Genomic DNA, 13030 nt, shown 5'->3' with positions numbered 1-13030 from the left:
TTTAAGATTAATTTAAGATTTATATATTAAAATACATATACGAAAGGTTAAAGGAGGTGAGAAAAATGAAACTAAGGCATGAATTAAAGTATTATATAAATAAAGCTGATTATTTGATAATCAAAAATCGTATTAAGCATGTTGCATCTCAAGATAAGAATGCAGATAAAAATGGAGAATATATGATAAGAAGTCTTTATTTTGATAATTATAAAGACAAAGCTCTTATAGAAAAACTAACAGGAGTTAATAAAAGAAGTAAATTTCGTATACGTTTTTATAATAATGATGCTTCTTTTATAAAACTTGAAAAAAAGAGTAAAATAAATGGGCTTTGCCATAAAGTTAGTGCTCCTATAACAAAGGAACAATGTGAAAAAATTCTTAAAGGAGATATTGATTTTCTTAAAGAATCAGAGCATATGCTATTTAAAGAACTTTATGTAAAAATGAAAACAGAAGTTTTAAGGCCCAAAACTATAGTAGATTATATTAGAGAAGCATATGTGTTTGAGGTAGGAAATGTAAGAATAACTTTTGATAAATCAATAAAAACAGGGATAACCTCAACTGATATGTTTGATAATAATTTACCTACAATAGAAAGTTTAGATAATAGGTATATAATTTTAGAGGTAAAATTTGATGAATTTTTACCTGAAATTATATCTGATGTAATTCAAACTAATGAACGTAGAAATTCATCAATTTCAAAATATGTATTATGTAGAGCATATAATTAAAAATTATATTTTTATGGAGGGATAAATATGAACAATACATTTACTTTTAATGATATATTTAAATCAAGTTTTATTGATAATTTATCTGCTTTTTCTTTTTTAGATATGGCTATTGCATTAACTCTTGCATTTGTAATAGGACTTTTTATTATGACAGTGTATAAAAAGACTTTTAAAGGAGTTATGTATTCTCAAAGTTTTGGAGTATCTCTTATGACTCTTACATTAATATCTACATTTGTTATTTTAGCTGTTACATCAAATGTAGTATTATCTTTAGGTATGGTTGGAGCATTATCTATTGTACGTTTTAGAAGTGCAATTAAAGAACCAATCGATATAGCTTTTCTTTTTTGGTCAATTAGTGTAGGGATTGTACTTGGAGCAGGATTAATTCCTCTTGCTGTTTTAGGGTCGGTTTTAATTGGGGTTATTTTAATATTATTTATAAATAAGAAAAGTATCGATAACCCATATATACTTGTTATTAATTGTGATAATGATGAAAGCGAACAAAAAGCCATAGATTTAGTTAGTAAAAGTGTTAAAAAACATGTAGTTAAATCTAAAACCGTATCTTCAAGCAATGGAACAGAATTAACTATAGAAATAAGATTAAAAGATCAAACAAGTGAATTTGTAAATCAAATAAGTAAGATATCAGGAATTAATAATGTAGTTCTTGTAAGTTATAATGGAGAGTATGCAGGTTAATAATATTAATAAATGCCAATGAAAGAAGGTGAAAACCTTGATTAAAGAAAAATATATTGGGCCAATATCTATTATACTAATAATAATAACTACAATAATAGTAACTGGAATTTATATATTTACACCTAGTAATTTATCAAATAATACAGAAATTGATCAACCGGATTATATAAATAAAGTATTTGATAAAGATCAAGTTACACAAATTAATATTGAAATTGATGAAGAAAATTGGAATTGGCTATTAGAAAATGCTGCACAGGAAGAATACGTAGTTGCTGATATAACTATAAATGGTGAAACTTTTAATAATGTTGGAATAAGAGCAAAAGGGAATTCTAGTCTTAATATGGTAGAGTCAGATCCTACTACTGATCGTTATAGTTTTAAAATTGATTTTGATCAATATATTGAAGGACAAACTTTATATGGATTAGAAAAATTAGCTCTTAATAATATGATACAAGATACAACATATATGAAAGAATATATATCTTATAGTATGTTTGAAGAAATGGAGATACCAACTCCTGCTTATGCATTTGCTAATATAACGATAAATGGAGAACCATGGGGTCTTTATCTTGCTGTTGAAACAATAGAAGAAAGTTTTTTAGAACGTTATTATGGTAGTATAGATGGAAATTTATACAAACCAGAAGGGGGACAAGATAGGAATCAAGGAGGAGGAGACATGCCTCCAAGACAGAATTTTAATTTAAATAATAATAATGAGAATTTAAATGAAATGCCACAACCCCCTAATATGGAAATTGCAGAAGATATTAATGTAAGGGATCCTGTAAGAAGAAATGAAATAAGAAATCCTATAGAAGATGAAAATCTTGTAGGAGATGAGGTAAGAGATCCTATAGAAAATGGAATAATAGACAATGATGCAAGACCTATGGAAGAGAATATAATTCCAGGTAATTCAGAAAATAGAACAAGTAGTGGAGGAACTAATTTAGTATATATAGATGATGACTTATCAAGTTATGAAAATATATTTAATAACGCCGTATTAAAAACTACCAATGAGAGTGATTATCAAAAAGTTGTTGATATGATACGAAATTTAAATGAAGGAACTAATCTTGAAGAATATATTGATGTTGATGAGGTATTAAGGTATTTTGCAGTAAATACTTTTTTAGTAAACCTTGATAGTTATGCTAGCAGTATGAAACATAATTATTATTTATATGAAGAAAACGGTCGTTTCCAAATATTACCTTGGGATTTCAATCTAGCGTTTGCAGGATTTCAAGTAGAAGATGCAAAAACTGCTATTAATTTCCCTATAGATACTCCTGTAGTAGATAGTATGGAAAATAGCCCTCTTATTTCTAAACTTTTAGAAGTAGATGAATATAAAGAAAAATATCATCAATATTTAAGTGATATTGTTATAAATTATATTGAAAGTGGGAAATATGAAAATACAATAAACCAATTAAATGAATTAATTAAAGATTATGTTAAAAATGATGCTACAGCTTTTTATTCTTATGAAGAATATACTAGTTCATTATCTCATTTAATCCAGTTTGGCAAAGATAGAGCAAAGAGTATAATAGCTCAACTTTCTGGAGAACAACCATCTACCACATATGGAGATATTGATACGACTGTTGATTTATCTAAATTAGGAGGAACAGGGGGAAAAGGAGGAGGAAAACCTAATAGAACAAATAATAGAGGAGAAGGTTTAGATAATTCACAAGATATGCCAAATATGAATAGAGGTCCTCAAACATCCCCTAGAAATAATCAATTAAATCTTAACTTCACCCCAACATATAATTTAGAAATATTAATTACATTAATATCAGTTATAGTACTTGTTATAGGGTTAGTATTTGCTTTAAAATTTAAAAAGAAAAAATACACTAGCAAATAATAACCAATAAATTAGTTATAAATAAATATAGAAAACATTAAAATATCGTTGCATTTAATTTAATAATATGATATACTTCTAAATTGTGAGTACGGGCGGTCCTCTGTCTAGAATTAGTAATAGGCATGAACGTCTAAGATGGAAGGAGGGTACTTATGAATCAAATTATTAAAGAAATTGAGCAAGAACAATTAAGAAGTGACATTACTCCTTTTAATGTTGGTGATACTGTTCGTGTATATGCAAAAGTAAAAGAAGGAAATCGTGAAAGAATTCAGATGTTTGAAGGAATTGTACTTAAAAGACAAAATGGAGGAAATCGTGAAACTTTTACTGTAAGACGTGTATCTTATGGTATTGGTGTTGAAAGAACATGGCCACTTCATTCTCCCAATATTGATAGAATTGAAGTAATAAGAAAAGGTAAAGTAAGAAGAGCTAAATTAAATTATCTTCGTTCTAGAGTTGGTAAGGCGGCAAAGGTTAAAGAGCTTATTTAAAAAAGGGGACTACATGGTCCCTTTTTGTATATATAAGAGGTGTAGTATATGAAAAAAGCTGAATTTTTGGGGATGATAAAAGAGATTATAATTGTAATAATAATAGTTTTTTTTGTGAGAACTTTTATTTTTGAAAATACCAAAGTGATTGGTCCTTCTATGGAGCCTACTTTGTTAGAAAATGATATATTGATTATAAATAAATTTGAATATTATTTTACTGAACCTGAAAGAGGAGAAATTATTGTATTTCCTTATAAAGGAGATCCTTCTAAACATTATATAAAAAGAATTATCGGTTTACCTGGAGAAACGATTGATATTAAAAATGGAGTTGTTTTTATTGATGGTAATCCTTTAGAAGAAGATTATATTTTAGAACCAATGCAACAAAGAGGAGATATTTCTTTTCCGTTTGTAGTTCCTGATAATACATATTTTGTTATGGGAGATAATAGAAATAACAGTTCGGATAGTAGATATCAAGACGTAGGAACTATTGAAAAATCGAAAATTATAGGACATGCAACTATGAGAATATGGCCTTTAAATAAATTTGGAATTGTGAAATAAATTATTTATAAGTAGTGAATGGGATATGAAAAGAGATAACATAATGAAAGAACTTTATAATTGGCTTAAAGATATGTTTATTGCTTTATTAATTACAATATTTATTACTACTTTTATTTTTCAAAATACCCAAGTTAAGGGGGATTCTATGAATCCTACTTTACAAGATGGAAATTTTGTTATTGTAAATAAATTTATTTATAATTTTTTTTCACCAAAAAAAGGAGATATTATTTCTTTTAAATACTCTGATAATCCGCCTCAATATTTTATAAAAAGAATAATTGCAACAGAAGGAGATAAAATAGATATAAAAAATAATAAAGTATATATAAATGATAAAGAAATAGAAGAAAATTATATCCTTGAGCCTATGGAAGAATTAAACATAGGAGACATGGAATTTCCTATAATAATACCAAAGGATAATTATTTTGTTATGGGAGATAATAGAAATTTAAGTTTAGATAGTAGATATAAAGAAGTTGGATTAGTACATATATCTAAAATTACAGGAAAAGCTTTTTTTAGGATATGGCCTCTCAATAAAATAGGTTTTTTAAAGTAAATATTAGGAGGTGGATATATGGAAAAAAATAATAAGTATTTTAATATTACAAATGAGGTTATAAGTTGGATAAAAGATATTTTAATAGCAATTATTATTGCTATTTTTATAAGACAATTTGTTTTGGCACATACAATTATTCCTACAGGTTCTATGATACCAACTATCCAAATTAATGATCATATTATCGTAAATAAATTATATTATCTTTTTAATGAACCAAAACGTGGAGATATTGTTGTATTTCATGATGATGTAGATATTATTAAAAGAGTCATAGGACTTCCAGGAGAAACAATTGATTTAAAAGATGGAAAAGTATACATTAATGATAAACCCCTTGAAGAAGATTATTTAAATGGTCCTATGGATACAGATATTAAAGGTATTTTAGAATTTCCTTATAAAATTCCTGAAGGAACATATTTTGTTATGGGAGATAATAGAAATATAAGTCAAGATAGCAGATATATAGGACCAATTAGAAGGGAGCAAATATTTGCTAAAGCAGGTCTTAGAATTTGGCCTTTAAAATCTTTTGGATTTATTAAATAGATAATATATTATAAATGAATGGTGATTAAATTATGAATATACAGTGGTATCCTGGACATATGTCCAAAACAAAGAAATTAATAATGGAAAATTTAAAACTAGTTGATATTATTATTGAATTAGTAGATGCTAGAATTCCTTATAGTAGCAAAAATCCAAATATTGACGAGCTATCAAAACATAAACCAAGAATTATTGTAATGAATAAAAGTGATTTAGCAGATGAAAATGTTACATCTAAATGGGTTGATTGGTTTAAAAATCAAGGATATGGAGTTGTTGTTATTAATTCTATTACAGGAAAAGGAATTTCAACTGTATATGATTTAGCTAAAAAAATGTTGAAAGAAAAAATAGAAAAAGATAAAAAAAGAGGAAGGATTTTTAGACCGATTAGAGCTATGGTAGTAGGAATTCCTAATGTAGGAAAGTCTACATTTATTAATAAATTAGTAGGAAAAGCTAGTGCAAAAACTGGAGACAGACCAGGAATAACTAAAGGTAAACAGTGGATAAAAATAAAAAAGGATTTTGAATTATTAGATACTCCTGGGATTCTTTGGCCTAAATTTGAAGATGTTAATGTAGGAATTAAATTAGCTTTTACAGGAGCGATTAAACAAGAAATACTTGATATACAGACATTGTCATTAAAACTTTTAGATTTTCTTTCTAAAAATTTTCCCAATAATATAAAAAACAGATACAAAATAACGGATATTTCTTTTAAAACTTCTACAGAACTTTTGAAGGAAATAGGGTTAAAAAGAGGTTTTTTAATTTCAGGAGGAGAAGTTGATTACGATAGAACTTCTCAAATATTATTAGATGAATTAAGATCTGGAAAATTAGGGAATATTACATTTGAAATACCGGAGGATATAGAAGAGAAAAATGAGTAATATGTCAATAAAATCTATGGAAAATTTATTAAAGGAAGTTTCTTATGAGGAACTTCCTAATATTTTAGAAAAAATAAGAATAGATTCTAGAAAAGGAGTACAGAATTTAGTTAAAAAGTACGAAAAAAAATATAAGACGTATTGTAAAGAGTTAGATAGATTGAAGAAGCTAAAATATTATGAAAATCAATATTATAATAAAGGATTTAATTTGGTGGGAGGAATAGATGAAGTAGGGAGAGGCCCTTTAGCTGGTCCAGTTGTAGCAGCAGTTGTAATTTTACCTCAAGATTGTAATATAATAGGGATTAAAGATTCTAAAAAACTATCTATTGCCAAAAGAGAAATTCTTTTTGATATAATACAAGAGGAAGCTTTATCAATAGGGATAGGAATAGTTGATCCTCAAACAATTGATGAAATTAATATTTTGCAAGCTACTTATAAAGCTATGAAAATGGCATTAAATAAACTAGATAAAAAACCTCAAGTTGTTTTAGTCGATGGAAATAATGAAATTCCTAATATTTCTATACCACAACAGACTATTGTTGGAGGAGATAATAAAAGTATTTCTATTGCAGCTGCAAGTATTATAGCAAAAGTAACAAGGGATAGATTAATGGACTCCTATCATGAACTTTATCCAGAATATGATTTTATTAAAAATAAAGGATATGGCACAAAAAGTCATATTGATGCAATTAAAAAAAATGGCTTATGTCCAATACATAGAAGAAGCTTTACTAAAAATATTATATTAAACTTATGAAATTGTGATAAATACAAAAAAATTTTCTAATTTATATTTTGTGCTATCCCTTATTTTGTGAGGTGCTATTATGAGAATAAATAAATATAATGAATTAAATTCAATTCAAAAGTTTAATTTACCTTTAGAAAAGTCTTTTTTAAAATTAAAACTAGGAGATATTTTTAAAGCTCAAATTATAGATATTCAACAAGATAAGGTATTATTGTGTTTAGATAATGGCATGTCTATAGAGGCAAAATTACAAAATGAATTATTAGAGATGAAAATAGGAGAAACTATGCTTTTTAAAGTAAAATCTAATTCAAATGAACAAATTTTACTTGAAACATTGAAAAATCAAAATGAAAATCCAAAATTAAATATTATTTTAGATGCTTTAGATTCAGCTAATCTTTTAGCCACTTCAGAAAATATCGAAATGGTAGAAAAACTTTTAGATAATCATTTATCAATAGATAAAAGTAGTTTGCAAGATATTTTTTTAAAACTTAAAAATAATCCAAATCTTAAATTAGAAGAAATAATATTTTTTATCAATAATGAAATACCTATTAATGAAGAAAATATTAATCAATTAAAAAATTATGTTCTCCATAATTTTAATTTAGAAGAACAAATTAATGAATTTATGGGTAAAATAAATAATATAAAAGATTATAATTTAAAATTAGAACTTTTAAATAGCTATGATATTGCAGACTCCTTACCTTTTACTTCTCTTCAAAAAGAAATAAAAAGTTTAATTTATATATATGAGAATTATGAATTTTTAAACGATATAATTATTGATGAAAGAAATCTTAACAATAATTTAACTTTATTAAATAATAATAAAATAAAATCTTTTTTATTAGAAGATAACGAAATATTAAATTTTTTTAAACAGCATATTAAAGAATTTATGATAAATAATAAAGATAAAAGTCATTTAGAAATTACTTTATCAGATAAATTTAAAAGTCTTTTTAAAGTAGTACAAAACGATATAAATATTCCTTTAGAGCAATTAAAAGATCAAAAAAAATTAGATGAAACTTTGAATAAATTATATAAATTTGTTATTGATATAGAAAATAGAATAGGCTCAAATGATGAAAATGAAATTACAAATATATCAAAACAAATTAAAAATAATTTAGAATTTATGAATCAATTAAATAAATATGAAACTTATGTTCAAATTCCTATTAATATTAATAATAACAATACTCAAGTGGAAATATATGTTTTTAGAAGAAATAAAAATAAAAGGAATAAATCTAGTTCTATATCTGCTTTTATAGCATTAGACTTAAAAAATTTAGGACATTTAGAAATATTTTTACAAAAAAATTTAAAAGATATATACTGTCAATTTAGATTAGAAAATGAGATTTATAAAGATATTATTAAAAAACATATACAAAAATTAATTAATAGTTTATCTAATAAAGGATATAATTTAAAAAATATTACTTTTGAAAAATTAGAAGAAAAGTTTAATATATTAAAACCTACGGAGAATAATTCTGATTTAAATGAAGAGTTAAAGAGATATTCTTTTGATATGAGGGTGTAACTATGGATAAAAAAATAAGAAAAGCTGTAGCTATTCGATATGAAAAAGGTAATACTGCTCCAGAAGTTTTAGCAAAGGGTAAAGGAGTTATTGCTGAGAATATAATGAATAAAGCAAAAGAAGAGAATATTCCTATTTATGAAGACCATAAATTAGCAGATATGTTAACTGAATTAGAAATAGGAGATCTAATTCCTCCCGAATTATATGAAGTTGTGGCAGAAATTTTAGTTTTTGTTGGAAATATTGATAATTTACAGGAGAAATTTAAAAATGATTAATAAAAGAAGTATTGGAGAATGGGGCGAAAAATTAGCAGTAAAATTTTTGGAAAAACAAGGAATCACTATTTTAGAAAAAAATTTTAGATGTAAAATTGGCGAAATAGATATAATAGCAAAAGAAAAAGAATATTTAGTGTTTATAGAAGTAAAATATAGAAAAAATCTTTCCCGTGGATATCCTAGAGAAGCAGTAAATTATTATAAGCAAAGAACTATATCTAAAGTGGCTTTATGGTATATTCAAAAATATAAATTATGGGATAAACCTTGTAGATTTGATGTTCTTGAAATTTTGGGTGAATATCCAAATTTGAAAATAACTTTAATAAGAAATGCTTTTTATCCTATTTTATGATTTTATAAAGGAAGAGGATTAGAATGTATCAAAATCGTACACAGACCTTATCTTTTCATCAAAAAAATAACCTTTTCTATATTACATTTCCTAGCTTTGATAAAACTGATCTTGTAAATCATTGTTTTAGTACTCGATTAGGAGGAGTTAGTAAAGGAATTTATGAATCTCTTAATTTAGGTTTTGGACGTGGGGATAATGAGGAAAATGTTAAGACAAATTATAAAATTTTATGTAGTGCCATAGGAATTGATTATAATAAACTCATTTTTTCAGATCAAGTACATGGAAAAAAAATAAGAGTTATAAAAAAAGAAGACATAAGTGATAATTTTAATTTCATTAAATATAGTAAAGAAATCGATGGACTAGCTACTAATATCCCTAAAATTCCTTTAATAACCTTTTATGCAGACTGTGTTCCACTCTTTTTTTTAGACCCAGTAGCTAAAGCAGTGGGACTTGCTCACGCTGGATGGAGAGGAACAGTTAAGAAAATAGGACTAGAAATGATAAAAATATTTAAAAAGGAGTTTAATTCAAACCCTAAGGATACATTAGTAGGGATAGGTCCTTCTATCGGGAAATGTTGTTTTGAAGTAGATAAACCAGTAGTTGATGAGTTTGAAAAAATTTTTGTAGATACAAAAAATATAATTTATTCTCAAAATAATGGGAAATATGTTATTGATTTATGGAAAGCTAATGAGAAAACTTTGCTAGAAGGAGGGATTTTACCTTCTAATATTACAGTAACAGATATGTGTACTAAATGTAATAAAGATATTTTCTTTTCTCATAGAGGACATAATGGGAAAAGAGGAAATTTAGCAGCAATTATTGAATTAAAATAAATAATAAATTTAATTGATAAATTTATTATTTTAGATATAATAAAGACATAGTAATTATTAAGCATACAGGAGTTGTCGAAATTTTGAAAAGATATAAAGAACATAAGATTGTAAAAGTACTACCTCAAAGTATTGGGGAGGAACTAGGAATTGAAGCAGGAGATATTCTTCTTTCTATTAACAATTCAATAATAGAAGATGTTTTTGATTATAGATATTTATTATCCGATGAAGAAATAACTTTATTAATTCGTAAAAACGATTCTAATGAAGAATGGGAATTTGAAATTGAAAAAGACATAAATGAAGATTTGGGATTAGTATTTGAAAATGAACTTATGGATAATTTAAAAGCTTGTAAAAATAAATGTGTTTTTTGTTTTATTGATCAATTGCCTCCTCATATGAGAAAAACAGTATATTTTAAAGATGATGATTGGAGAATGTCTTTTTTAAATGGGAATTACATTACATTAACTAATATGAGTGATGAAGATATAGACAGATTAATATATTATCGCTTATCTCCTATGAATATTTCTATTCATGCTACAGATCCTGAAGTAAGAAAGAAAATGTTAAAAAATCCTACTGCAGGAGATTTTTTAGGTAAAATAAAAAGGATGGTAGATGCAGGAATTGAAGTAAACGGACAAATAGTTTTATGTAAAGGTTTAAATGATGGAAATATTTTAGATAAAACAATTAGAGACTTAGAACAATTTTTACCAAATATGAAAAGTACATCTGTAGTTCCCGTAGGACTTTCTAAATTTAGGGATAATTTATATCCTTTAGAACCTTTTACAAAAGAAGATGCAAGGGAAGTTATAGAAATTATTCATAAATGGCAAGATTATTATAAAGCAAAATATAATAATACTTTCATTTATGCAGCTGATGAGTTTTATTTAACAGGAGAAATAGAAGTTCCTGATTATAAAAGATATGAAGATTTCCCTCAGATTGAAAATGGAGTAGGAATGATTGCATTAATGAAGCATGAGTTTAATGAATATTTTAAAAAATTGCCAGATAAATTAGAAGAAAATATAGAAATTTCAATGGCTACAGGAGTTATTACTTATCCATTTATAAAAGAATTAGTTAATAAGTTAGAAAATAAATACTCGAATCTTAAGGTTTATATATATCCTATTATAAACTATTTTTTTGGAGAACAAATTACAGTGGCAGGACTTATGACAGGACAAGATATATTAAATCAATTAAAAGATAAAAAATTAGGAGGGAGATTATTACTTCCTCAAAATACTTTTAGAGATAATGATACTATACTTTTAGATGATATGTATGCTAAAGACCTAGAAGAAAAATTAAAAGTTCCTATAGAGATAGTAGGAACATCTGGAGAAGATTTTATTAAAGCAATACTAAATATAAAGGAGAATACAAATGAGTAAACCTATTGTTGCGATTGTTGGAAGACCTAATGTAGGAAAATCTACATTGTTTAATCGATTAGCAGGAGAAAGAATAGCTATAGTTGAAGATACTCCTGGAGTTACTAGAGATAGAATATATGCAGAAGCTGAATGGTTAAATCATAAATTCACATTGATTGATACAGGAGGAATTGAACCTAATGCAGAAGATATTATTTTAAAGCAGATGAGAAGACAAGCAGAAATAGCTATTGAAACTTCAGATGTAATAATCTTTTTAGTAGATGTAAAACAAGGACTTACAGATTCAGACCATGAAGTAGCTAATATGCTTAGAAAATCCCAAAAACCTGTAGTTCTTGTAGTAAATAAAGTAGATAATATGGTAAAAGATAATATGGATATATATGAATTTTACAATTTGGGATTAGGAGATCCTATTCCTATATCAGCAGCTCAACCTTTAGGATTAGGAGACATGCTTGATGAGGTTGTAAAATATTTTGATAAAACTGAAGAAACTAATTATGAAGATGAAGTAATAAAAGTGGCTATAATAGGTAAGCCTAATGTAGGAAAATCTTCATTAATCAATAAAATATTAGGAGAAGAAAGAGTTATTGTAAGTGATATTCCTGGTACTACAAGGGATGCTATAGATACACCTGTTACAATTGGAGAAGATAAGTTTGTTTTTATAGATACGGCAGGGATAAGAAGAAAAAACAAAGTAAAAGAAGATATAGAAAAATATAGCATAGTAAGAACTGTAGCGGCAATAGAAAGAGCTGATGTATCAGTATTGCTTATTGATGCAGAAGAAGGTATTACAGAACAAGATACTAAAATAGCAGGAATTGCTCATGAAAGAGGAAAGGCATCAATAATAGTAGTTAATAAATGGGATAAGATAGAAAAAGATGATAAAACAATGAATAAATACTTGAAAGATATTGAATTTAAGTTAAGTTATATGCCGTATGCACCTAAATTATTTATATCAGCACTCACAGGTCAACGAGTTCATAAATTGTTTGAAATGATTAAAATAGTATCTCAAAATCATTCTCTTAGAATTAGTACAGGTCTTTTAAATGAAGTTTTATATGAGGCTATGGCAATGAATCAACCACCTTCAGATAAAGGAAAACGTTTAAAAATTTATTATATGACTCAAGTGGGTATAAAACCACCTAGTTTTGTATTATTTGTAAATGATAGAGAATTAATGCATTTCTCTTATAAAAGGTATATTGAAAATCAATTAAGAGAGGCTTTTGGATTTAAAGGTACCCCTCTACATTTTATTGTTAGAGAAAAGAGAGGAAAGGAATAAATAT

The 13030-nt window shown here is 26.0% G+C and carries 15 protein-coding genes; all 15 read left to right on the top strand.

What is annotated here, in order from left to right; translation table 11 throughout:
* The first annotated feature begins 65 nt into the window (after window positions 1–65).
* The 15 genes from OM90_RS03770 to der all read left to right on the top strand — a co-directional run bounded on the left by OM90_RS03770 (window position 66) and on the right by der (window position 13026).
* Window positions 66–743 (top strand): polyphosphate polymerase domain-containing protein, encoded by a 678-nt coding sequence (locus OM90_RS03770; RefSeq protein ID WP_330381821.1) that lies wholly within the window; start codon window positions 66–68, stop codon window positions 741–743.
* Between the two features lie 27 nt (window positions 744–770).
* On the top strand, window positions 771–1457 hold the full coding sequence (locus OM90_RS03765; protein ID WP_058485552.1) for a DUF4956 domain-containing protein: 687 nt from the start codon (window positions 771–773) through the stop codon (window positions 1455–1457).
* Between the two features lie 37 nt (window positions 1458–1494).
* A complete protein-coding gene (locus OM90_RS03760; protein WP_058485551.1) occupies window positions 1495–3360 on the top strand; it encodes a CotH kinase family protein in 1866 nt (621 codons plus the stop codon).
* Window positions 3361–3515: 155 nt separating this feature from the next.
* Entirely contained in the window at window positions 3516–3860 is a 345-nt protein-coding gene (rplS, locus tag OM90_RS03755) for a 50S ribosomal protein L19 (protein ID WP_058485550.1), read from the top strand.
* Window positions 3861–3908: 48 nt separating this feature from the next.
* The gene (gene lepB, locus OM90_RS03750) at window positions 3909–4433 is read left to right on the top strand and encodes a signal peptidase I (RefSeq protein ID WP_058485549.1); all 525 of its coding nucleotides are present in this window, start codon (window positions 3909–3911) and stop codon (window positions 4431–4433) included.
* Window positions 4434–4458: 25 nt separating this feature from the next.
* Window positions 4459–5001, top strand: a complete 543-nt coding sequence (gene lepB, locus OM90_RS03745) for a signal peptidase I (RefSeq protein WP_058485548.1) — start codon at window positions 4459–4461, stop codon at window positions 4999–5001.
* Between the two features lie 18 nt (window positions 5002–5019).
* The gene (gene lepB / locus OM90_RS03740) at window positions 5020–5556 is read left to right on the top strand and encodes a signal peptidase I (protein ID WP_058485547.1); all 537 of its coding nucleotides are present in this window, start codon (window positions 5020–5022) and stop codon (window positions 5554–5556) included.
* Between the two features lie 32 nt (window positions 5557–5588).
* Window positions 5589–6458: a ribosome biogenesis GTPase YlqF gene (gene ylqF, locus OM90_RS03735; RefSeq protein ID WP_058485546.1), complete on the top strand. Its 870-nt coding sequence runs from the start codon at window positions 5589–5591 to the stop codon at window positions 6456–6458.
* Entirely contained in the window at window positions 6451–7230 is a 780-nt protein-coding gene (locus OM90_RS03730) for a ribonuclease HII (RefSeq protein ID WP_058485545.1), read from the top strand. The genes ylqF and OM90_RS03730 overlap by 8 nt, the downstream gene beginning before the upstream one ends.
* A gap of 70 nt (window positions 7231–7300) precedes the next feature.
* Window positions 7301–8791, top strand: a complete 1491-nt coding sequence (gene fliK, locus OM90_RS03725) for a flagellar hook-length control protein FliK (RefSeq protein WP_058485544.1) — start codon at window positions 7301–7303, stop codon at window positions 8789–8791.
* Between the two features lie 2 nt (window positions 8792–8793).
* On the top strand, window positions 8794–9072 hold the full coding sequence (locus OM90_RS03720; protein WP_058485543.1) for an EscU/YscU/HrcU family type III secretion system export apparatus switch protein: 279 nt from the start codon (window positions 8794–8796) through the stop codon (window positions 9070–9072).
* Window positions 9065–9430: a YraN family protein gene (locus OM90_RS03715; RefSeq protein WP_058485542.1), complete on the top strand. Its 366-nt coding sequence runs from the start codon at window positions 9065–9067 to the stop codon at window positions 9428–9430. Before OM90_RS03720 ends, OM90_RS03715 begins: the two co-directional genes overlap by 8 nt.
* Before the next feature lie 23 nt (window positions 9431–9453).
* Window positions 9454–10284: a peptidoglycan editing factor PgeF gene (pgeF, locus tag OM90_RS03710; RefSeq protein ID WP_058485541.1), complete on the top strand. Its 831-nt coding sequence runs from the start codon at window positions 9454–9456 to the stop codon at window positions 10282–10284.
* Between the two features lie 83 nt (window positions 10285–10367).
* Window positions 10368–11708 (top strand): DUF512 domain-containing protein, encoded by a 1341-nt coding sequence (locus OM90_RS03705; protein WP_058485540.1) that lies wholly within the window; start codon window positions 10368–10370, stop codon window positions 11706–11708.
* On the top strand, window positions 11701–13026 hold the full coding sequence (der, locus tag OM90_RS03700; RefSeq protein ID WP_058485539.1) for a ribosome biogenesis GTPase Der: 1326 nt from the start codon (window positions 11701–11703) through the stop codon (window positions 13024–13026). Before OM90_RS03705 ends, der begins: the two co-directional genes overlap by 8 nt.
* Window positions 13027–13030 lie beyond the last annotated feature (4 nt).

It is taken from the genome of Defluviitalea phaphyphila (genome assembly GCF_001466305.1).
Lineage (GTDB): Bacteria > Bacillota > Clostridia > Lachnospirales > Defluviitaleaceae > Defluviitalea_A > Defluviitalea_A phaphyphila.
Note: the sequence above shows the minus strand (reverse complement) of the source record. Positions and strands in the feature narration are given on the sequence as shown.